Raw genomic sequence first — 19942 nt, 5'->3', positions numbered from 1 at the left:
GTAGGGCTCAGAGGACGAGCCGGTAACCCATCCCCGACTCGGTCAGCAGGTGTGCCGGTGCGCTCGGTTCGGCCTCGAGCTTCTTGCGCAGTTGCGACATGTAGAGGCGCAGGTAGCCCGAGTCCGACACCTGCTCGCTGCCCCAGATCTCCTTCAGCAGATCCTGTCGGGTGACCAGGGCTCCGGGATGCCGGGCGAGGTGCTCGAGCATGCGCCACTCCGTCGGGGTGAGATGCACCCGCGATCCCGCACGGGTGACGGTCTTCGTCGCGAGGTCGACCACGACGTCGCCGAACCCGACGGTCGATTCGCCACCGGCCGGAACCGAGCGACGAGACAGGGCGCGCAGCCGCGCGAGCAGCTCGTCGACCTGGAACGGCTTGGTGACGAAGTCGTCGGCTCCGGCATCCAGCGCCTCGACCTTGTCGGCGGATCCGGTGCGACCCGACACCACGATGATCGGCACGTTCGTCCAGCCGCGCAGCGCCTGGATCACCTCGATGCCGTCGAGCCGGGGCATCCCGAGGTCGAGCATGATGATGTCGGGATGGGCCTGCGCGGCGGCGGCGACGGCGGCGGCGCCGTCGGGGGCGACGACCACCTCGTACCCGTGGGCGGCGAGGGTGATGCGCAGTGCGCGCACCATCTGCGGGTCGTCGTCGGCGATGAGGAGCTTCACTCCGTCTCCTCCTGATCGAAGTCGGGGTCGGCCGCCAGCGGCAGCGAGATGACCATGGTGAGCCCACCGCCGGGGGTGTCCTCGGGTGTCAGGGTACCGCCCATGCCCTCGGTGAACCCGCGCGACAGTGCGAGCCCGAGTCCCAGGCCTGCTGTGTTGTCGGTGTCTCCGAGGCGCTGGAAGGGCTGGAAGATCTGGTCGCGCTTCTCGACGGGAACGCCCTTGCCCCGGTCGATGACCCGGATCTCGGCCCGGTCGCCGAGGGTGCTCGTCGACACGATCACACGGGCGTCGGCAGGCGAGTGCCGATTCGCGTTGGCGACGACGTTCACGAGAACACGCTGCAGCAGCACGGGGTCGGCCGAGACCGCGGGCAGGCGGGCGTCGAGAGCCAGTTCGACATCGGACGGACCGAGGCCGAGCTCGTCCACGGCGGCGAGCACGGGGCCGGCGACGTCGAGGCGCATGCGCGAGACGGCGAGCACACCGGCCTGCACGCGACTGACGTCGAGCAGGTCGGTGACGAGCGACGACAGAGTGGCGAGGCTCTCGTCGGCGGTCGCGAGCAGCTCCTCGCGGTCGGATGCCGACAGGCGGTGCGCACCGCGGAGTCCGCCGATCGCGGCGACCGCTGAGGCGAGGGGGCGGCGCAGATCGTGGCTGACCGCCGAGAGCAGCGCGCTGCGCACCTGATCGGTCTCAGCGAGGGCGGCGACCTCGCGGGCGGTGGCCCGCAGATCGGTGTGCTCGATCGCGGCGGCCAGCTGCGCGACGATCGCGTCGAGCAGGCGGCGCGCGGGGGTGTCGAGGGGTTCGCCGTGCAGCTCGAGCACGGCGGGTGACGCGCCGTCCGTGCCGACGGGGACCGAGGTGGCGCGGCCGTCGGCGACGGGTTCGCCGTCGCTCGCGAGCACCTCGCCGTCGGCGGAGAGCAGGCGCACTCCGCTCAGCCCGAACGCCTCGCGGGTGCGGCTGACGAGGGCGAGCACGGCGTTGTCTCCGCGCAGCACGTTGCCGGCGACCGCGGCGAGCAGCTCCGCTTCAGCGGCGGCGCGCTGAGCCGTGCGCGCTCGCCTGGCCGCCTGGTCGACGATGATGCTGACCAGCACGGCGATCACCACATACAGCACGAGCGCGAGCACATGCAGCGGGTGGGCGATCGTGATGGTGAACAGCGGAGCCACGAACAGGAAATCGAGAGTGACGCCCGACAGCACCGCGGCGAAGACCGCCGGCCGGAGCCCTCCCACGAGCGCCACGATCACGACGAGCAGCTGGAACGCCAGGACCTCGACCGTGATCGACTCGGGGCTGCGGAACGCGAACATCGCCCACGACAGCAGAGGCCCGAAGACGAGGGCTACCGCGAAACCGAGCACCTGCCGCCGCCAGCCGAGAGCACCGCCGGTGATCCGGGGGAGTGCGACGCGTCCACCTGCGGCGGCGTGCGTGACGATGTGCACGTCGATGTCGCCGGAGCGGCGGATGACCTCGGAGCCGATGCCTGGTCCCGTCATCGCGGCGGCGAGTCGACCGCGACGGCTGACCCCGATGACGAGCTGGGTCGCATCCGCCCCCTGTGCGAACTCGACGAGGGTTCCGGGGATGTCGTCGCCGATGATCTGGTGGAAGCTGCCGCCCAGCGACTCGACCAGGGAGCGCTGGGCGGCGAGAGCGCCCGGGGTCTCATCGCGCAGGCCGTCCTGCGCCGCGACGTGCACCGCGAGCAGCTCGCCACCGGCGGAGCGGGCGGCGATCCGCGCGCCGCGGCGCAGCAGCGTCTCGCCCTCGGGTCCGCCCGTGAGCGCCACGACCACGCGTTCGCGTGCCTGCCATGTGCCCTCGATGCCGTGGTCGGCGCGGTAGCTGCGCAGCGCGCTGTCGACCTCGTCGGCGAGCCACAGCAGGGCGAGCTCACGCAGCGCGGTGAGGTTGCCGAGCCGGAAGTAGTTCGACAGGGCGGCGTCGATCCGCTCGGCGGGATACACGAGCCCCGCCGACAGCCGGTCTCGAAGCGACTGCGGTGCGAGGTCGACGACCTCGATCTCGTCGGCGGCCCGCACCACGGCATCCGGGATCGTCTCCTGCTGCGCGATGCCGGTGATCTTCTCGACCACGGCATTCAGCGAGTCGATGTGCTGCACGTTGACCGTCGTGACGACGTCGATGCCCGCCGCCAGCAGCGCCTCGACGTCCTGCCAGCGCTTCGGGTTCTGCGAACCGGGGGTGTTCGTGTGGGCGAGCTCGTCGACGAGGGCGATCTCGGGATGCCGTGCCAGCACCGCACCCAGATCCATCTCGCTCAGCGGCACGCCCCGATGCTGATCGACACGTCGCGGGACCTCGGGGATGCCGATGGTCTGCGCTGCCGTCGCCGCCCGCTCGTGTGTCTCGACGATCGCGATCACGACGTCGCGTCCCTCGTCGAGCAGCCGCTTGCCCTCGGCGAGCATCTCGAAGGTCTTGCCGACGCCGGGGGCCGCACCGAGCAGGACGCGGAGGCGGCCGCGCTTGCCGTGGCGCTCTGCCGTCATTCGCCCTCCCGCTCATCGAGCGCGAGATTGAGTTCGGCGACGTTGATGCGTTCTTCGCCGAGGAATCCCAGATCCCGCCCTTGAATTCTAGACTCCACGAGGTCGCGCACCTCCTGCTCGGGCACGCCGCGCTCGGCTGCCACGCGCGGCACCTGCAGCAGGGCGTAGGCGACGCTGATGTGCGGGTCGAGACCGGATCCGGATGCCGTCACGGCGTCGGCGGGAACGGCATCCGGGCTGACCCCTTCGCGCTCCGCGATCGCGGCCTTGCGCTCGTCGATCGCCGCGACCAGGTCGGGGTTCTCCGGGCCGAGGTTGCTGCCGCTCGAGCCGGCACCGTCGTAGCCGTCTCCGGCGGCCGACGGACGCGACTGGAAGTACTCGGGGAGCGCCTCGCCGTCGGCATCCGTGAAGGACTGCCCGATCAGAGCGCTGCCCTTGTCGTCGGCGAGCGGCGAGCCGTTCGCCTGGAAGGGCAGCAGCAGTTGGCCGATACCGGTGACGACGAGCGTGTAGCCGACGCCGAGCACGAGGGTGAGCACGAGCATCGCGCGGACGGCGACACCGGCGGTGCGAGCGGCGGTGCGGGAGGAGGACATGGGAGGCCTGACTTTCAGGATTGTCGGTGAGCGAGCGGAGCGCGATGCGCGGTCAGAAACCGGGGATGAGGGTGATGACGAGGTCGATCAGCTTGATGCCGAGGAACGGCGCGATCACGCCTCCCAGGCCGTAGACGAGCAGGTTGCGCTGCAGGATCTGCGAGGCGCTCGCCGGCCGGTACTTCACGCCGCGGAGCGCGAGCGGGATCAGGAAGACGATCACGATCGCGTTGAAGATGATCGCGCTGGTCACGGCGGATGCCGGCGAGTGCAGCTGCATGATGTTGAGCGCCGCAAGCCCGGGGAACACGCCCATGAACATCGCCGGGATGATGGCGAAGTACTTGGCGATGTCGTTCGCGAGCGAGAAGGTCGTGAGCGCTCCGCGCGTGATGAGCAGCTGCTTGCCGATGCGCACGATGTCGATCAGCTTGGTCGGATCGGAGTCGAGGTCGACCATGTTGCCGGCCTCCTTCGCGGCCGATGTGCCGGTGTTCATCGCGACGCCGACATCGGCCTGGGCGAGGGCCGGGGCATCGTTCGTGCCGTCGCCGGTCATGGCGACGAGTCGGCCGCCCTCCTGCTCGCGCTTGATCAGCTCGAGCTTCTGCTCGGGGGTCGCCTCGGCGAGGAAGTCGTCGACCCCCGCCTCCTTCGCGATCGCGGCGGCGGTCAGGGGGTTGTCGCCCGTGATCATGACCGTGCGGATGCCCATGCTCCGCAGCTCCTCGAACCGCTCGCGCAGACCGTCTTTCACGATGTCCTTCAGATGCACGACGCCGAGCACCTCACCGGCGCCGCCGGCGTGCTTCACGGCGACGACCAGCGGGGTGCCGCCGCTGGACGCGACGCCGTCGGTGAGCGACGTCAGCTCGGCATCCGTCTCGAGCCCGAGCCAGGCGCTGACGGCCGAGCCGGCGCCCTTGCGGATCTGCGTGCCGTCGGCCAGGTCGAGACCCGACATGCGGGTCTGCGCGGTGAACGGCACGACGACGGCATCCGCCGGCTCGTCGACCCGGATGCCGCGACTCAGGGCCAACTCCACGATCGATGCGCCCTCGGGGGTCGGGTCGGCGAGCGACGAGAGAGCGGCGACACGCAGCAGCTCGTCGGCGTCGACGCCTCCGAGGCGCAGAACCTCATGGGCGCGGCGGTTGCCGTAGGTGATGGTGCCGGTCTTGTCGAGCAGCAGGGTCGTGACGTCTCCCGCGGCCTCGACCGCGCGGCCCGACATCGCGAGCACGTTTCGCTGCACGAGACGGTCCATGCCGGCGATGCCGATGGCCGAGAGCAGGGCGCCGATCGTGGTCGGGATGAGGCACACCAGCAGGGCGATCAGCACCGGGATGCTGACGGGTGACGCCGCGTACGACGCGATCGGGTTGAGCGCGAGCACCACGACGACGAACACGATCGACAGGCTCGCGAGCAGGATGTTGAGCGCGATCTCGTTGGGTGTGCGCTGACGGCTCGCGCCCTCGACGAGCGCGATCATGCGGTCGACGAACGTCTCGCCGGGCTTCGAGGTGATGCGCACGACGATCCGGTCGGACAGCACCCGCGTGCCGCCCGTGACGGCACTGCGGTCGCCGCCGGATTCGCGGATGACCGCGGCGCTCTCACCCGTGATGGCCGATTCGTCGACGGTGGCGATGCCCGCGACGATGTCGCCGTCGCCCGGGATCAGCTCGCCCGCCGTGACGATCACGATGTCGTCGCGCTGAAGCTCGGCCGAGGAGACGTCGACCGTCTCGGTGCGCTCTGCCGTGGCATCCGAGGTCGCCTCGTAGCGCACGACCTTGCGGGCCATCGTGCTCGTGCGGGTCTTGCGCAGGCTCGCGGCCTGGGCCTTGCCGCGGCCCTCCGCCACCGACTCGGCGACGTTGGCGAACAGCACGGTCAGCCACAGCCAGATCGCGATGCCCCACGTGAACGGCGCGGGCACCGGGGTTCCGCCCGAGTCGGCGGGGCCGCCGAGGAAGGGTTCGGCGATCGCGAGCACGGTGGTGAACGCGGCGCCGACCCAGACGAGCAGCATCACGGGGTTCCGCACGAGAGATGCCGGGTTCAGCTTGCGCAGTGCGCCGGGCAGTGCCTGGGTCAGCTGCGCCCAGCCGAACGAGCGCGGCGGTTCGGAGGTGGCGGGGGCGGACGCCGCATCCTGCTGTTCCGAGGAGGTGGTGATGAGTGTCATGTCAGACGAGTCCTTCAGCGAGGGGTCCCAGTGCGAGCACGGGGAAGTAGGTGAGTGCCGTGATGATGACCGCGACGGCGGTGAGGAGCCCGACGAACTGCGGGCGGTGCGTGGGCAGGGTTCCGGTGGTCTCCGGCACGCGCTGCTGGGCGGCGAAAGACCCTGCCAGGGCCAGCACGAGGACGATCGGGATGAACCGGCCGAGCAGCATCGCGACTCCCAGTGCGGTGTTGAACCACGGGGTGTTCGCGGTGAGTCCGGCGAAGGCCGAGCCGTTGTTGTTCGCCGCCGAGGTGAAGGCGTAGAGCACCTCGCTCATGCCGTGCACGCCGGGGTTCAGGATGCTGGTCGACTCGACGTCGGAGCGGATGCCGGGGATCGCGAAGCTCAGCGCGGTGCCTGCCAGCACGAGGGTGGGCGTCACGAGGATGTAGAGGCTCGCGAGCTTGATCTCCTTCGGGCCGATGCGCTTGCCGAGGTACTCGGGGGTGCGGCCGACGAGCAGTCCGCCGACGAACACCGCGATGATCGCGAGCACGAGCATGCCGTAGAGACCCGTGCCGACGCCGCCGGGGGCGACCTCGCCGAGCATCATGTTGAGCATCGGCATCATGCCGCCGAGTGCCGTGTACGAGTCGTGCATCGAGTTCACGGCGCCGGTCGACGTCAGCGTGCTGGCGCTTCCGAACAGGGTCGAGCCGAGGATGCCGAAGCGCACCTCCTTGCCCTCCATCGCGGCACCCGCGAGCTCAGGGGCGCTGCCGCGGCCGGCGAGTTCGAGGGCAGAGAGGGCGAAGGTCGAGATCAGGAAGATCGTGCCCATGACGGCGGCGATCGCGTAGCCCTGGCGGTTGTCGCCGATCATCCGGCCGAACGTGCGGGGCAGCGCGAACGGGATCACGAGGATCAGCAGGATCTGCAGGAGGTTGGTCCAGCCTGTCGGGTTCTCGAACGGATGCGCCGAGTTGGCGTTGAAGAAGCCGCCACCGTTCGTGCCGAGCAGCTTGATGGCCTCCTGCGACGCGACCGGTCCGCCCGGGATGGTCTGCGTGCCACCCGAGACGGTGGTCACATCGGTGAAGCCGGCGAAGTTCTGCACCACGCCGCCTGCGATCAGGGCGATGGCGCCGATCAGGGCGATCGGCAGCAGGATGCGTCCGAGCCCGCGGATCAGGTCGACCCAGAAGTTGCCGATCGTGGTCGAGCCCCGACGGGCGAGTCCGCGGATCAGAGCGACGGCGACAGCCAGGCCGACGGCGGCGGAGACGAAGTTCTGCACCGTGAGACCGGCGAGCTGCACGGTGTAGCCCATGGTCTGCTCGGGAGAGTACGACTGCCAGTTGGTGTTCGCGACGAACGACGCGGCGGTGTTGAACGCCAGGCCCTCGGGAACCGCGGGGAGTCCGAGCGACTCGGGCAGGAAGCCCTGCAGACGCTGCAGGCCGTAGACGAGCAGGAGCCCGACGACGGAGAACGCGAGCACGCTGCGGGCGTAGGCCCGCCAGGTCTGCTCGGATGCCGGGTCGACGCCGATGAGGCGGTAGACGCCTCTCTCGGCCTTCAGGTCACGGGGTGTGCTGAAGACGTGGGCCATGTAGTCGCCCACCGGCCGGTACAGCAGCACGATCGCGACGATGAGGACGGCGGCCTGCAGGATGCCGAACCACAGGTTCGCACCGGCGCCCATCAGAACTTCTCCGGGGCGACGAGAGCCACCACGAGGTAGACGACGGCGGCCACGGCGAGGGCGGCGGCGATGATCTCGAAGACGATCACAGTCGTTCCACCCCCTTCGCGACCAGGGACACGAGGGCGAACAGCGCGAGAGTCAGCGCGATGTAGATGATGTCGAGCACGAGACTCGATACAACTCCCGTGCAGACCGGAATATGACGATCCTCACGCTTTGCCTACGCGGCTGTGCGGGATGCATGCGGGATGCTCACAACTCGGGCTCCCGCCTTGCGGTTGCAGTGGAGCCGCCCACACGCGCCCGACCCGGCGCCGACTGCGACCGGAACCAACGCGCGAGGGTCCGACCGGATCTACACTCAGCGAGTGAGTGCAACGCGACGACGGCTGGGAGCGGGGACGATCATCGTCCTGGCACTCGTCGTCGTCGCGGTGGTCTGCATCGTCACCGGCATCCTTCCGCGCTCGGATGCCGGGGCGCTCGGTGCCCGCATCGCACCCGTGCTCGGGTTCGTCGTGGCGATCACGATCGTCGCCGAGCTGGCGCGGGATGCGGCCGTTTTCGACGTCGTGGCGCAGCGCCTCGCGCGCTGGGGCCGCGGACGGGTCATCCTGCTGTGGGTGTCGGTGGTGGTGCTCGCGGTCATCAGCACCGTGTTCCTCTCGCTCGACACCACGGCCGTGATCGTCACGCCGGTCGTCGTCGTGCTGGCGCAGAGCGTCGGCATCCCGCCCCTGCCCTTCGCACTCGTGACCGTGTGGCTCGCGAACACGGCGTCCCTCGCACTGCCCGTCTCGAACCTCACGAACCTGCTGGCAGCGCGGGCGATCGGCGACGACCCTCTGTCGTTCCTGGCTCTCAGCTGGGCGCCGACCCTCGTCGGCATCCTGATCCCCGTGCTGATCCTCACCCTGCGCCATCGGCGCACGCTCTTCGGTGGATACCGGGTGCCGTCAGGGGGACAGCCGTCTGATCGGGTGCTCTTCTGGGGAGCCTCCGCGGTGCTGCTCCTGCTGATGCCACTGCTCGCACTGACGCACGACGTCTGGATCCCGGCCACGGTCGCCGCAGTGATCCTGATCGTGCTGTTCGGCATCCGTCGTCGGCATGTGCTGCGACTGTCGCTCGTGCCATGGCAGGCGATCGCTCTCGCGGCGGCTCTGTTCGTCGTGGTCGAGACGGCGCACGCGAACGGCCTCCTCGATTTCCTGTCGGTGCTGGCCACCAGCGGGCACGCACCCGCCGAACTGCTGCGCCTCTCGGCCGCGGGCGCGCTCGCCGCGAACGGCGTGAACAACCTGCCGGCCTACCTGATCCTCGAACCCGCAGCCGGCGACCCGGTCGCGCTGATGGCACTGCTGATCGGCGTGAACCTCGGCCCGCTCATCACGCCCTGGGCATCTCTCGCGACCCTGCTGTGGCACCACCGGGTGGTGTCGCTCGGCGTCGAGATCCGCCGGGGAAGCCTCATGTTCTGGGGTGCGATCGTGGCGGTGCCGACCGTGCTCGTCGCGACACTCGTCCTCGCGCTGGTCTCGGGTTGACCGGTCGCATGTGAGAGGTGGCCTGCTGCAATGCTGCAAAGCAGCTTCCCCGCTTGCCTGCACGGCAGTACCATGGATGCATGTCCACCGCAGAGTTCCACGGATACGTCGGCGTGCAGAGCCGGGGTCTCATCGCCCTGCCAGCGAGCGTGCGTGAGCGCCTGCGTCTGAACGAGCCAGGAACCCAGCTCGAGGTGACCGAGCGTGCGGATGGGGTGGTCGAGCTGCGTGCCGCCGTGCCTGTGCCCGCCGAGCAAGCGTGGTTCTGGACCGAGAGGTGGCAGCAACGAGAGCGCGAGGTCGACGAGCATGTGGCGGCTGGGCGCGTGTCCACGTTCGACAGCGGAGAGGCCTTCCTCGAGAGCCTCGATGCCGTCGAGCCCGAACAGTGAAGTTCGAGACGACCCCGAGCTTCGACGCTGATGTCCGCAGGCTGAAGTCGTCCCATCTCGCGGAGTTCCGGAAGGTGCTGCGTGAGAAGTTCATCCCGGCCTGCGATGCGTTCGCGAAAGAACCGACCACGCCCTGGCCGGCGTCGCTCAGGGTCAAGTCCATGCGCGCCGCGCCAGGCATCCTCGAGATGACGTGGTCATTCTCCTCGCCCGACGGCCGCGCCACGTTCGAGATCGTCACCGTCGACGACGAACCCCGGATCCAGTGGCGTCGCATCGGAGACCACGTGTTCAGGAATCCGTGACCGCCCACTCCTCCGCGAGGATGCCGTAGTTCATGCCGTCGAGCCACTGGCCCGAGCGGTGCAGCGCGGTCTTGCGACTGAACTCCTCCCGTCGCATCCCGAGCCGCTCCATGAGGCGCCACGAGGGCTCGTTGTCGGCGAAGCATCCGGCGTGCACCCGGCGCAGCCCCAGCGCGCCGAAGCAGACGCCGATCACCGCGCGGATCGCCTCGGTCGCATACCCGCGTCCTGTGTATCCCGGATCGAGCACCCAGCCGAGCTCCGCCTCGACACCCTTCGCCAGGTCGGTGACCTCGAGCTGCGCCCACGCGTCGCCGATCCTGATCATGATGTCGCCGATCGGCACGGCGGGCTCGCCGCCGTGTGGAAGCAGTTCGACGAGGTACATCGAGGCGAGGCGCTCAGGGTCGAGGTAGCGCTCGCGGAACGCCTCGATCGTGTCGGGCGCGAGTCCCAGCCAGCGGTTCACCTCGGGCAGCTGCCGCCACTCCCACATCGCATCGATGTCGGGTGCCGTCATCGGCCGGATCTGCAGGCGCTCGGTGCGGACGGGCCAGACATCGGTGTGCGGCGTAGCGGTCATCGCCCCAGCCTATTGAGCCTCTTCGCAGCCAGCATCCGTCTCCTGCGCGTTCCGGTCGCAGTCTGTGCCGCCGAGATCGCTCAGGAGCGGCACGAAGTGCGACCGGAACCGAAGACGAAGCTCAGAGGCGGCACGAGTTGCGACCAAAACCGAAGACGCGGCGCGGGAGCGCCGCCCCGCCTCACTCCTCGGGCGGGCCCTCGGGCCGGTGTGCGCGGCGTCCGTTCACGACGACCGGGCGGCCTGCGCGCTCCTGCCCGGGCAGCGGGCGCGAACGTCGACCGTAGATCAGCTCCGACGAGTCGAGCAGCCACGGCACGAGCGTGATCGACACCCCGTGCACGAGCATCAGCTGGTTGGCGAGGCGACGCGAGCGACGGTTGTGCAGGAACGTCTCCCACCAGTGCCCCACGATGTACTGCGGCAGGTACACGGTGACGACCGATGAGCCGTGCTTCGCGCGGTACTGCTTGATGAACTGCGATACCGGCTGGGCGAACGACCGGTACGGCGACTCGACGATCACGAGCGGGATGGGCACGAGGTGGTCGGCCCAGTCCTTCTGCAGCTGGGCGGCATCGTCGGATGCCACGGCGACATGCACCGCGAGGGTCTTGCCGTGTTTGGCGGCGATCGCATAGTCGACGGCCTTCACGACCGGCTTCTGCAACCGGTTCACGAGCACGATCGCGAGGTCGCCGGTCGCACCGAACTTGGTGGTGTCGTCGATCGCGATCTCGTGCTCGACGTCGCGGTAGTACCGCTTGACGCCCATCATCAGGAACGCGAGCACGGGGATCGCGAAGAACACGAGGTACGCGCCGTGGGTGAACTTGGTGATCGTCACGATCAGGAGAACCGTGACCGTCATCGCGGCGCCGAGCGAGTTGATGATCAGGCCCATCTTCGCCGAGCGGCGATCGGATGCCGAGGCTCCGTCGATCCCGGATCCCGCCTTGTCTTCGACGGGACCCCGCAGTGCGCGCTTCCAGTGCCGCACCATGCCGATCTGCCCCAGCGAGAACGACACGAACACACCGATGATGTACAGCTGGATCAGCGTCGTGAGCTTCGCCTGGAAGATCACGAGCACGGCGATGGCGGCGATGCCGAGCACGATCATGCCGTTCGAGAAGACGAGGCGGTCACCGCGGGTGTTCAGCGACTTCGGCGCGTAGCCGTCGCGGGCGAGCACCGAGCCGAGCAGCGGGAATCCGTTGAACGCGGTGTTGGCCGCGAGGAGCAGCACGCACGCGGTCGCCGCCTGGATGATGAAGAACATGATGCTGCCGCCGCCGAACGTCGCCGACGCGATCTGCGCCATGAGGCTCGGCTGCGGGTTGGAGCAGTCGAAGCCGATCAGGTCGCACGGGTTCTCGGCGTAGTGCACGCCGGTGATCAGGGCGAGCGCCGTGAGGCCGGCGAACAGGCAGGCCGCGATCGAGCCCATGAGCACCAGCGTCGACTGCGCGTTGCGCACCTTCGGCGTGCGGAAGGCCGGCACGCCGTTCGAGACGGCCTCGACGCCCGTGAGGGCGGAGCATCCGCTCGAGAAGGCGCGGAGGATCAGGAGGATGACCGCGGCCTGACCGAGGTTCTCGGCGTCCACCGCGAACTGGGCACTGGATGCGACCGGCGCATCACCGAGGAACGTGCGGATGAGTCCCGTCACGATCATGAAGCCGACCGAGGCGATGAAGACGTACGTGGGGATCGCGAACACGAGCGACGCCTCGCGCACACCGCGCAGGTTCACGATGATGATCAGGATCACGAAGCCGACGGCGAGTTCGACCCGCAGCGGGTCGAGTCCGGGTACGGCCGAGATGATGTTGTCGACACCGGATGCCACTGACACGGCGACCGTGAGCACGTAGTCGACCAGGAGAGCGGCGGCCACGATGACGCCGGGGATCTCACCGAGGTTCTTCGAGGCGACCTCGTAGTCGCCGCCACCCGAGGGGTACGCCTTGATCAGCTGGCGGTAGCTGAGCACCACCACGATCAGCAGCACCACGACCGCGATCGCCACGAGCGGTGTGAAGGAGAGGAACGTGAGTCCGCCGATGAGCAGGATCATCACGAGCTCCTGCGGCGCATAGGCCACAGAACTCAGTGCGTCCGACGCGAAGATCGGCAGCGCCATCTTCTTCGGGAGCAGCTGATCGTCGACCTGCTCGCTCGTCAGGGGGTCGCCGATCAGGATGCGCTTGGCGCGGGGAGGAGCATCGGTGTTGTCCCGAGTTTCATCTGACACGTCGGGCGACTCTACGCCCGCGAACGCTTCCCTCACGAGATCCTCACGGAATCCCTACGGCGTGTCGAACGTCCCTAACGGAATCCTCACGGCCGCCGCGCGCCCGCGAACCGCTCAGTCCTGATGCGGGCGGGGCATGTACCACTCGGTGAAGGCGGTCGCCCTGCCCTCGGCATCCAGCCGGACGATCCAGAGGTTGACGTAGTCGCGCTCGGCCGGATACTTCGTGCGCCCTTCGACCACGACGAACTCGTCGTCCTCGCGCACGATCCACCAGTCGAACGTCCACGTGCCCGGTTCGTCGAGATCCTCGAGCCACCCTGCGACGATGTCGGCCCTGCCGACGCGCGGCTCGGAGTCGGGGCTGGTGAGATAGATCGCGTCGTCGCTGAAGAGCGCCGCTATCTGCTGAGGGTCGTTCGACTTCCAGGCCTCGACGTACGCTTCGGTCCACTTCTCGCCTGCGCTGGTCATGTCCTCCGTTCTAGACCCGGGTTCCGACATCGTCAACGGGATGCGACTCGATTTCTCATCGACGATGCACAGCCACTTCCGATCACAGACGCGTAACGTCGGATGCATGACGTCCCTTCAGGTCACCGATGACGCCATCCAGCAGACTCGTGAGCTCCGCGATGAGTTCCAGCGCTTCCTGCGCGAGTACGAGTTCGGGATGCGGGAGGTCGAGACGAAGATCTCGATCCTTCGTGACGAGTTCACCCACCACCACGCGTACAACCCGATCGAGCACGTCAAGAGCCGGCTGAAGACGCCCGACAGCATCGTCGAGAAGATCGCCCGGAAGGGCATCGCCGAGCCGGACTTCGAGCGCATCCGCACCGAGATCACCGACATCGCGGGCGTGCGGGTGACCTGCAGCTTCGTCGCCGACGTCTACCGCCTGTTCGATCTGCTCACCGCTCAGGACGACGTGACCGTCGTCACGGTCAAGGACTACATCGCCACTCCGAAGGCCAACGGCTACAAGAGCCTGCACGCGATCATCGAGGTGCCGGTGTTCCTGTCGACCGGGGCGCTGTCGGTGCCGGTCGAGGTGCAGTTCCGCACCATCGCGATGGACTTCTGGGCCAGCCTCGAGCACAAGATCTACTACAAGTTCTCGAACCAGGTGCCGTCGCACCTCGTCGAGAGCCTGACGGATGCCGCCGAGGCCGCAGCCGAGCTCGACAGCCGCATGGAGCGTCTGCACCGCGAGGCGCATGGCGTGCCGCAGCGCCAGCTCGCCCCGCCGCCCCCGCCGCACGTCGTGCAGGTCTGACCCGCCCCGACGACCCGCCACCCGGCGCGGTGTTGCGCGGGGCCGCACGGCCCTGGGAGCATCGACAGGTGGTGAAGACGCAGCTGCCCCCGGTCTCGGATGTCGAGCGCACCCTCGCGGAGCTCCCCGGACTCGACCGGGGTCGTCAGCTGTGCGAGTGCGACCACGGCGATGACGAGGCGTATGCCGCGTGCGGACGCAAGGCGAAGTGGCGGGTGTCGGTCGACTGCGTGTGCGGAGAGAACCACCCGCGTCGCGTCGAGATCCTCTGCTCGAGGTGCCTGCGCACGCTGCGCGAACTGCAGGACCGCGACACCATCACCGCACGTCGCCTCTGATCCCGCCGCATCCTGAGCCGCTCGAATCCGATGCCGTGACCATCCGTTCTCGCGTCCGCTCCGAACAACCCGAGACCACACCGTCCTCGGTGCGAAGGAGCAGACCATGGCACAGCGCAGCACGGCAGAGAAGCGCGACACGAGCGAACGGCCGAGCAGGGGTAAGAGGTTCTTCTTCTGGGCCGCCCTCTCGGGTGTGATCAGTGGACTCGTCTTCCTCGCGACGGCGGAGCTGTTCGCGCTGATCTTCGCGCGCTCGGCCAGCCCCATCCTCGCCGTCGGCGGATTCGTGATCGACATCGTGCCGCAGCCGTTCAAGGAGTTCGCGATCGCGACCTTCGGCGAGTACGACAAGATCGCGCTGCTGGTCGGTCTCGGTCTCGCGGTGGTGATCGCGTCGGCGATCGCCGGCATCCTGCAGCTGCTCCGTCCCCCGCTCGGCGTCATCGCCCTGGTGGTCGCGGGCGCGCTCTCCACCGCGGCGATCGTGACCAGGGCCGGAGTGACGGCCCTCGCCTTCCTGCCCCCCGTGCTCGGAACCATCGCGGGATCCATCATCATCGTGCTGCTGATCCGTCGGCTCAGGGCGTGGAAGGCATCCGTGGTTCCTGTCGCGATGGTCGACCGCAAGGGCGAGACCGCGGATGCCGAGATCGCGGATGCCGAGGCATCCGACGCGAAGCCCGCCAAGGCGATGGGTCGCAGGCAGTTCTTCATCCTCGCCGGCATCGCCAGCGTCTCGGCGGTCGTGGTCGGCATCGCTTCGCGCACCGTGAGCATGACGGTCGCATCGGTCGCGTCGATCCGTGACGCCCTCAAGCTTCCCGCCCCGAAATCGACCGTGACCGTCCCGAAGGGTGCCGAGCTCGACATCCCGGGGCTGACCAAGCTGATCACTCCGAACAAGGACTTCTACCGCGTCGACACCGCATTGACCGTGCCGACCATCGATCCCGAGACCTGGCGTCTCGTGATCGACGGCATGGTCGACCAGCGCGTCGAGATGAGCTTCCAGGACCTCCTCGACATGGGGCTCGACGAGTACGCGGTGACGCTCACGTGCGTCTCGAACGAGGTCGGCGGCGGCCTGGTCGGCAACGCCGTGTGGCTGGGTGTGCCGCTGCGAGACGTGCTGAAGAAGGCCGGAGTGAAGTCCGGCGCCGACATGGTGCTGTCGAAGAGCGTCGACGGCTACACGGCGAGCACGCCGCTGTCGGCCCTCACCGATGACAATCTCGACGCGATCCTCGCGGTGGGCATGAACGGCGAGCCGCTGCCGCTCGAGCACGGCTTCCCGGTGCGGATGGTCGTTCCGGGGCTCTATGGCTACGTCTCGGCGACGAAGTGGCTCACAGAGCTCAAGGTCACCACGTTCGACAAGGACGAGGCCTATTGGACTCCGCGTGGATACAGCGCCGAGGCTCCGATCAAGTTCGCCTCGCGCGTCGACACCCCGAAGGTCGGCCAGGCCGTCGAGGCCGGTCGCATCCCGATCGCGGGCGTCGCGTGGGCGCAGACCGTGGGCATCGAGCGGGTCGAGGTGCGCATCGACGAGGGCGACTGGATGCCTGCGACGCTGTCGGCCCCGATCAACGAGAACACCTGGGTGCAGTGGTTCATGGAGTGGGATGCCACACCGGGCACGCACTACGTGGCGGTGCGAGCGATCAACAAGAACGGCGACATGCAGATCGAGGAGCGCGCACCGATCGCTCCGAACGGATCGTCGGGCTGGCAGCGGTCGCTCATCCGCGTCGCATGATGCTCGTGCGTCTGCGTGGGGCAGGACCTAGGGTGGAGCCATGACGTCGCTCCCCGCCTGCGTGATCACCGTCTCGGACCGCTCGTTCGCCGGAGAACGCGAAGACAGAGGCGGTCCGATCGCGGTCGGTCTGCTGAGGGAGGCGGGGTGGCACTGCCCCGACGCCGAGGTGATCCCCGACGGTGCGGCCTCCGTCGCCGACGCGCTGCGCCGAGCTGTCGCGCGCGGCGTGCGACTGATCGTGACCACCGGCGGAACCGGCGTCAGCCCGCGGGACGAGACCCCCGAGGGCACCCGCAAGGTCATCACGCGCGAGGTGCCGGGCATCGCCGAAGAGCTGCGTCGCAGCGGCCTCGCCGACACCCCGCTGTCGGTGCTGTCCCGCGGCCTCGCCGGTGTCGTCGACCCGGCCGGAGCGCTCGTCGTGAACCTCCCGGGCTCCACGCGTGCCGTGGCATCCGGAGTCCCCGTGGTGCTGACCGTCGCGAGACACGTCGTCGACCAGGTCGAGGGCGGTGACCACGCATGAACGAGGTGCGGATCGCCGCGATCTCCGACCGGCGTCTCGACCTCGACGCGCACCTCGCCGCCGTTGAGGATCCGGCGCTGGGCGGTGTGACGACCTTCATCGGACGGGTTCGCGACAACGACCCGGATGCCACGACCCCGGTGGTCGGGCTCGAGTACAGCTCTCACCCCGACGCCGAGGCCACGCTGCGGCGCATCGCCGAGCAGGCGGCCGCGGATGCCGTGGGCGAGGCTCGCGTCGCGGTGGCCGTGAGTCACCGCATCGGACGACTCGACGTGGGCGATGCGGCCGTCGTGATCGCGGTCGCCGCCGAGCACCGCGCCGAGGCGTTCGAGGTGTGCCGCGCGGTCATCGAGGACATCAAGACCTCGCTGCCCGTGTGGAAGCGTCAGGTCGAGTCCGACGGATCGACGTCGTGGAAGGGCATCGGCGGCTGAGCCGAGCCCGGCGAGTTGCTGCTCAGCCCCCCGCGAACGGGGGGAGCACGTCGATCAGCTGTGCGTCGGCGAGCGACCGGTCATCGTCGCTGCGCACGCCGTCGACCATGACCGCGCAGCGCGGCAGGATGTCGGCGAGCGCCGGATGGTCTGCGATCACCGCGGCGCGGAGCTCCTCGAGCGAGATCTCGCCACGCTGCTCTGCGTCGACTCCCGCGGCCTCGGCGGCGGCGGCGAAGTAGCGCACGCGGACGGTCGTGGTCAGGTGCGCGGTCATCGGGTCTCTCCCTCGCGCACCCAGTCGCCCGAGCGTCCGCCCGACTTCGCCACGATGCGCACGTCCTCGATGACCACAGAGCGGTCGATGCCCTTGATCATGTCGACGATCGCGAGCGCGCTCACCGAGACGGCCGCGAGCGCCTCCATCTCGACGCCGGTGCGGTCGGCGGTGCCGACGGTCGCCTCGACGTGCACACCGTCATCGACGATGTCGAGCTCGACGTTCGCGCGGTGCACGCCGATCACGTGGGCGAGGGGCAGCAGCGTGGGGGTCGACTTGGCGGCCTGGATGCCGGCGATGCGGGCGACCGCGAGCACGTCGCCCTTCGGCGCCGTGCCGTCACGCAGGGCCGCGATGGTCTCGGCGCTGCAGCGCACGAAGCCCCGAGCGGTCGCGGTGCGGACGGTCGGCTGCTTGGCGGTCACATCGACCATGTGCGCATGACCGGCCGAGTCGAGGTGCGTGAAACTCATTCGACCAGCATGACATCGATCGCGTCGCCCACGGCGACGGCCTCGACCTCGGCGGGGACGATCGCGAACGCGCGTGCCCGCGCGAGACCACCGGCCAGATGCGACCCCGAGCCTCCGGAGGTCGCTGGGCGCACCGTGCCGGCCGTGAGGTCGACGACGGCGGGGAGGTACTGGCGGCGTCCGGGCGGGGTCGTCCACGCAGCATCCGCCGTGAAGGATGCACGAGCGCGGTGGATCTCGGAGCGACCCTGCAGGGCGAGCAGCGCCGGCCGCACGAAGACCTCGAACGAGACCGCGACGCTGACCGGGTTTCCCGGCAGCCCGAACACGAGGGCGCCGGAGTCGAGAGCGCCGAACGCCTGAGGTTTGCCGGGCTGCATCGCGACGCTCGCGAACTCGACGGCACCCTGTCCGTCGAAGGCGCCGCGCACCGGCTCATAGGCCCCCGCGCTGACGCCACCCGTGAACACGATCACATCGGCGCCGCGCTCGACCGCCGTCGCGGTGACGGTCCGCACGGCCTCGGCGTCGTCCGTGACGCGCGCGACGAGAACGACCTCGGCATCGGCGTCCGCGACGAGGAGCTCGAGCAGCGGACCGTTCGAGTCGGGGATGCGGCCACGCGCTGCCGGCTCACCCGGTGACAGCAGCTCGCTGCCCGTCGAGACCACGGCGACGCGCGGCGCACGGGTCACCGAGACGGACTCCACGCCCGCGGCGACGGCGGCCGCGAGCTGGAAGGCGCCGAGGCGTTCGCCGGCGTGCACGACGGCATCCCCCGCATGCAGGTCGGCGCCGCGACGGCGGACGAATGCTCCCGGTGTCGCCGGGGCCCGCAACACCTGCACCTCGCCGAGCGAGTCGGCGAGGCCGCCCGCGGTGTCTTCGAAGGGCACGATCGCATCCGCATCCGTCGGGGCCGGCGATCCGGTCATGATGCGGGCCGCTTCGCCGGGGCCGAGGGGTGGGTCGTCCGACACTCCGGCGGGCAGGTCGGCGACCACGCGCAGCACCACCGGGTCGTCTGCGGATGCCGCAGCGACATCGGCGAAACGCACCGCGAAGCCGTCCATCGCGGAGTTGTCGAAGAGCGGGATGTCGTGGGCTGCCGTCGCGGGCTCTGCGAGGGTGCGGTGGGCGGCGTCGCGGATCGCACGGCTCTCGGCCGGGAGGGTGCGCACGGCGTCGAGGACGAGCGCGAGCTGCTCCTCGACCGTCCGGCGGTTCGCGCCCGCGCCGCTCATGCCGCCACCGCCGATCGGATCGCGATCTCGTGCTGTCGTGCGGAGAGCCCGTCGATCATGGCGAGGCGACCGAGCAGCGGATCTCCGGCGCCGGTGATGAGCTTCACGACCTCGCCCGCCAGCATCCCGCCCGCCTGCACGCACAGCGCACCCAGGACACCGACCTGCGCGCAGCTCGGCGGCTCGCCCTCGGTGCCGAGGGGGAAGAGATCTGCGAGCACGACCGGGGCGTGGCCCTGGGGCGGATTCGACCAGAACACGGTCGCCTGCGCGTGCCACTCCTGCACGGCGCCCCAGACCAGAGGAATGCCCAGGGCCTCCGCTGCGGCGGCGACATCACGACGCGTCGCGAACGAGTCGCTGGTGTCGACCACGATGTCGGCGCCCGCGAACAGGCGCTCGGCGTTCTCGGAGTCGAGTCGCTCGGCCGCCGTCACGACCTCCGCCCCGGGCGACAGCGCCAGGATCGCGCGCTCCGCGGATGAGGTCTTCGGTCTGCCGATGTCTTCGACGCGGTGCGCGAGCTGACGCTGCAGGTTCGTCAGCTCGACGATGTCGTCGTCGATCACGGTGATGCTGCCGACTCCTGCCGCGGCCAGTGCGAGCAGCGCGGGCGAGCCGAGGCCGCCGGCGCCGACGACGGCGACGTGGGCCGCCGCCAGGCGACGCTGCCCCTCCTCGCCGATGCCGGCGAGCACCGCGTGCCTGGCGGTACGGACGAGTTCGGCCGGGTCGAGAGCGGGTATGGGAGCGACGAGCGGCTGCATGGCACCAGGCTATGCCCCGGGCTCGCCGTTACGGCGGACGCACGGGGATTCGC

21 protein-coding genes are annotated in these 19942 nt (G+C 69.4%); 8 read left to right on the top strand and 13 right to left on the bottom strand.

Annotation, left to right across the window (positions count from 1 at the left end):
- Nucleotides 1-7 precede the first annotated feature (7 nt).
- From ACTJKH_RS10120 to ACTJKH_RS10095, 6 genes are read right to left on the bottom strand one after another with little or no spacing between them, the layout of a single operon-like run.
- Nucleotides 8-679 carry a response regulator gene (locus tag ACTJKH_RS10120; protein ID WP_440736789.1) on the bottom strand — a complete coding sequence of 224 codons (672 nt, stop codon included), beginning with the start codon at nucleotides 677-679 and terminating at the stop codon, nucleotides 8-10.
- Complete coding sequence (locus ACTJKH_RS10115) at nucleotides 676-3213, bottom strand: ATP-binding protein (RefSeq protein WP_440736788.1); 2538 nt, start codon at nucleotides 3211-3213, stop codon at nucleotides 676-678. Before ACTJKH_RS10115 ends, ACTJKH_RS10120 begins: the two co-directional genes overlap by 4 nt.
- On the bottom strand, nucleotides 3210-3812 hold the full coding sequence (gene kdpC, locus ACTJKH_RS10110) for a potassium-transporting ATPase subunit KdpC (protein ID WP_440736787.1): 603 nt from the start codon (nucleotides 3810-3812) through the stop codon (nucleotides 3210-3212). Before kdpC ends, ACTJKH_RS10115 begins: the two co-directional genes overlap by 4 nt.
- Before the next feature lie 52 nt (nucleotides 3813-3864).
- The gene (gene kdpB, locus ACTJKH_RS10105) at nucleotides 3865-6006 is read right to left on the bottom strand and encodes a potassium-transporting ATPase subunit KdpB (protein WP_440736786.1); all 2142 of its coding nucleotides are present in this window, start codon (nucleotides 6004-6006) and stop codon (nucleotides 3865-3867) included.
- A gap of 1 nt (nucleotide 6007) precedes the next feature.
- On the bottom strand, nucleotides 6008-7693 hold the full coding sequence (kdpA, locus tag ACTJKH_RS10100; protein ID WP_440736785.1) for a potassium-transporting ATPase subunit KdpA: 1686 nt from the start codon (nucleotides 7691-7693) through the stop codon (nucleotides 6008-6010).
- Complete coding sequence (locus tag ACTJKH_RS10095) at nucleotides 7693-7782, bottom strand: potassium-transporting ATPase subunit F (protein WP_056276367.1); 90 nt, start codon at nucleotides 7780-7782, stop codon at nucleotides 7693-7695. The genes kdpA and ACTJKH_RS10095 overlap by 1 nt, the downstream gene beginning before the upstream one ends.
- 282 nt (nucleotides 7783-8064) lie before the next feature.
- Between ACTJKH_RS10095 and ACTJKH_RS10090 the strand changes: the two genes are divergently transcribed.
- The 3 genes from ACTJKH_RS10090 (at nucleotide 8065) to ACTJKH_RS10080 (ending at nucleotide 9940) form a co-directional block, all read left to right on the top strand.
- Nucleotides 8065-9243, top strand: a complete 1179-nt coding sequence (locus tag ACTJKH_RS10090; RefSeq protein WP_440736784.1) for an SLC13 family permease — start codon at nucleotides 8065-8067, stop codon at nucleotides 9241-9243.
- An 80-nt stretch (nucleotides 9244-9323) separates the two neighbouring features.
- Entirely contained in the window at nucleotides 9324-9635 is a 312-nt protein-coding gene (locus tag ACTJKH_RS10085; RefSeq protein ID WP_440736783.1) for an AbrB/MazE/SpoVT family DNA-binding domain-containing protein, read from the top strand.
- A complete protein-coding gene (locus ACTJKH_RS10080; RefSeq protein WP_440736782.1) occupies nucleotides 9632-9940 on the top strand; it encodes a hypothetical protein in 309 nt (102 codons plus the stop codon). The genes ACTJKH_RS10085 and ACTJKH_RS10080 overlap by 4 nt, the downstream gene beginning before the upstream one ends.
- On the opposite strand, the gene ACTJKH_RS10075 is transcribed toward ACTJKH_RS10080, so the two are convergent.
- From ACTJKH_RS10075 to ACTJKH_RS10065, 3 genes are all read right to left on the bottom strand, one after another.
- Nucleotides 9927-10523 (bottom strand): GNAT family N-acetyltransferase, encoded by a 597-nt coding sequence (locus ACTJKH_RS10075; RefSeq protein WP_440736781.1) that lies wholly within the window; start codon nucleotides 10521-10523, stop codon nucleotides 9927-9929. The two genes, ACTJKH_RS10080 and ACTJKH_RS10075, sit on opposite strands and share 14 nt — an antisense overlap.
- A gap of 181 nt (nucleotides 10524-10704) precedes the next feature.
- Nucleotides 10705-12669 carry an APC family permease gene (locus ACTJKH_RS10070; RefSeq protein ID WP_440736987.1) on the bottom strand — a complete coding sequence of 655 codons (1965 nt, stop codon included), beginning with the start codon at nucleotides 12667-12669 and terminating at the stop codon, nucleotides 10705-10707.
- Nucleotides 12670-12894: 225 nt separating this feature from the next.
- The gene (locus tag ACTJKH_RS10065) at nucleotides 12895-13254 is read right to left on the bottom strand and encodes a nuclear transport factor 2 family protein (RefSeq protein ID WP_440736780.1); all 360 of its coding nucleotides are present in this window, start codon (nucleotides 13252-13254) and stop codon (nucleotides 12895-12897) included.
- 106 nt (nucleotides 13255-13360) lie between these two features.
- Here ACTJKH_RS10065 and ACTJKH_RS10060 point away from each other — a divergent pair, with 106 nt between their 5' ends.
- From ACTJKH_RS10060 to ACTJKH_RS10040, 5 genes are all read left to right on the top strand, one after another.
- Entirely contained in the window at nucleotides 13361-14059 is a 699-nt protein-coding gene (locus tag ACTJKH_RS10060) for a GTP pyrophosphokinase (protein WP_210096775.1), read from the top strand.
- 68 nt (nucleotides 14060-14127) lie between these two features.
- Nucleotides 14128-14397 (top strand): hypothetical protein, encoded by a 270-nt coding sequence (locus tag ACTJKH_RS10055; RefSeq protein WP_440736779.1) that lies wholly within the window; start codon nucleotides 14128-14130, stop codon nucleotides 14395-14397.
- 106 nt (nucleotides 14398-14503) lie between these two features.
- Nucleotides 14504-16159 carry a molybdopterin-dependent oxidoreductase gene (locus ACTJKH_RS10050; protein WP_440736778.1) on the top strand — a complete coding sequence of 552 codons (1656 nt, stop codon included), beginning with the start codon at nucleotides 14504-14506 and terminating at the stop codon, nucleotides 16157-16159.
- A 40-nt stretch (nucleotides 16160-16199) separates the two neighbouring features.
- Nucleotides 16200-16688, top strand: coding sequence for a MogA/MoaB family molybdenum cofactor biosynthesis protein (locus ACTJKH_RS10045; RefSeq protein WP_440736777.1), 489 nt, complete (start codon nucleotides 16200-16202; stop codon nucleotides 16686-16688).
- Nucleotides 16685-17125 carry a molybdenum cofactor biosynthesis protein MoaE gene (locus ACTJKH_RS10040; protein WP_440736776.1) on the top strand — a complete coding sequence of 147 codons (441 nt, stop codon included), beginning with the start codon at nucleotides 16685-16687 and terminating at the stop codon, nucleotides 17123-17125. The genes ACTJKH_RS10045 and ACTJKH_RS10040 overlap by 4 nt, the downstream gene beginning before the upstream one ends.
- A 22-nt stretch (nucleotides 17126-17147) precedes the next feature.
- On the opposite strand, the gene ACTJKH_RS10035 is transcribed toward ACTJKH_RS10040, so the two are convergent.
- From ACTJKH_RS10035 to ACTJKH_RS10020, 4 genes are read right to left on the bottom strand one after another with little or no spacing between them, the layout of a single operon-like run.
- Nucleotides 17148-17402 carry a MoaD/ThiS family protein gene (locus ACTJKH_RS10035; protein WP_440736775.1) on the bottom strand — a complete coding sequence of 85 codons (255 nt, stop codon included), beginning with the start codon at nucleotides 17400-17402 and terminating at the stop codon, nucleotides 17148-17150.
- Entirely contained in the window at nucleotides 17399-17878 is a 480-nt protein-coding gene (moaC, locus tag ACTJKH_RS10030) for a cyclic pyranopterin monophosphate synthase MoaC (RefSeq protein WP_440736774.1), read from the bottom strand. The genes ACTJKH_RS10035 and moaC overlap by 4 nt, the downstream gene beginning before the upstream one ends.
- Complete coding sequence (locus ACTJKH_RS10025; RefSeq protein WP_440736773.1) at nucleotides 17875-19122, bottom strand: molybdopterin molybdotransferase MoeA; 1248 nt, start codon at nucleotides 19120-19122, stop codon at nucleotides 17875-17877. Before ACTJKH_RS10025 ends, moaC begins: the two co-directional genes overlap by 4 nt.
- Complete coding sequence (locus ACTJKH_RS10020; protein ID WP_440736772.1) at nucleotides 19119-19889, bottom strand: HesA/MoeB/ThiF family protein; 771 nt, start codon at nucleotides 19887-19889, stop codon at nucleotides 19119-19121. Before ACTJKH_RS10020 ends, ACTJKH_RS10025 begins: the two co-directional genes overlap by 4 nt.
- Nucleotides 19890-19942: the final 53 nt, after the last annotated feature.

The sequence above is a fragment of the Microbacterium sp. 22215 genome (genome assembly GCF_052045655.1).
Taxonomy (GTDB): Bacteria; Actinomycetota; Actinomycetes; order Actinomycetales; family Microbacteriaceae; genus Microbacterium; species Microbacterium phyllosphaerae.
Note: the sequence above shows the minus strand (reverse complement) of the source record. Positions and strands in the feature narration are given on the sequence as shown.

Bases quoted from the DNA above. Each gene is read 5' to 3' on its own strand.
- ACTJKH_RS10035 (WP_440736775.1), bottom strand. From the start codon at position 17,402: ATGACCGCGCACCTGACCACGACCGTCCGCGTGCGCTACTTCGCCGCC.
- ACTJKH_RS10085 (WP_440736783.1), top strand. From the start codon at position 9,324: ATGTCCACCGCAGAGTTCCACGGATACGTCGGCGTGCAGAGCCGGGGT.
- ACTJKH_RS10025 (WP_440736773.1), bottom strand. From the start codon at position 19,122: ATGAGCGGCGCGGGCGCGAACCGCCGGACGGTCGAGGAGCAGCTCGCG.
- ACTJKH_RS10070 (WP_440736987.1), bottom strand. From the start codon at position 12,669: ATGGCGCTGCCGATCTTCGCGTCGGACGCACTGAGTTCTGTGGCCTAT.
- ACTJKH_RS10075 (WP_440736781.1), bottom strand. From the start codon at position 10,523: ATGACCGCTACGCCGCACACCGATGTCTGGCCCGTCCGCACCGAGCGC.
- ACTJKH_RS10045 (WP_440736777.1), top strand. From the start codon at position 16,200: ATGACGTCGCTCCCCGCCTGCGTGATCACCGTCTCGGACCGCTCGTTC.
- kdpA (WP_440736785.1), bottom strand. From the start codon at position 7,693: ATGGGCGCCGGTGCGAACCTGTGGTTCGGCATCCTGCAGGCCGCCGTC.
- kdpB (WP_440736786.1), bottom strand. From the start codon at position 6,006: ATGACACTCATCACCACCTCCTCGGAACAGCAGGATGCGGCGTCCGCC.
- ACTJKH_RS10050 (WP_440736778.1), top strand. From the start codon at position 14,504: ATGGCACAGCGCAGCACGGCAGAGAAGCGCGACACGAGCGAACGGCCG.
- moaC (WP_440736774.1), bottom strand. From the start codon at position 17,878: ATGAGTTTCACGCACCTCGACTCGGCCGGTCATGCGCACATGGTCGAT.
- ACTJKH_RS10020 (WP_440736772.1), bottom strand. From the start codon at position 19,889: ATGCAGCCGCTCGTCGCTCCCATACCCGCTCTCGACCCGGCCGAACTC.
- ACTJKH_RS10065 (WP_440736780.1), bottom strand. From the start codon at position 13,254: ATGACCAGCGCAGGCGAGAAGTGGACCGAAGCGTACGTCGAGGCCTGG.
- ACTJKH_RS10060 (WP_210096775.1), top strand. From the start codon at position 13,361: ATGACGTCCCTTCAGGTCACCGATGACGCCATCCAGCAGACTCGTGAG.
- kdpC (WP_440736787.1), bottom strand. From the start codon at position 3,812: ATGTCCTCCTCCCGCACCGCCGCTCGCACCGCCGGTGTCGCCGTCCGC.
- ACTJKH_RS10040 (WP_440736776.1), top strand. From the start codon at position 16,685: ATGAACGAGGTGCGGATCGCCGCGATCTCCGACCGGCGTCTCGACCTC.
- ACTJKH_RS10115 (WP_440736788.1), bottom strand. From the start codon at position 3,213: ATGACGGCAGAGCGCCACGGCAAGCGCGGCCGCCTCCGCGTCCTGCTC.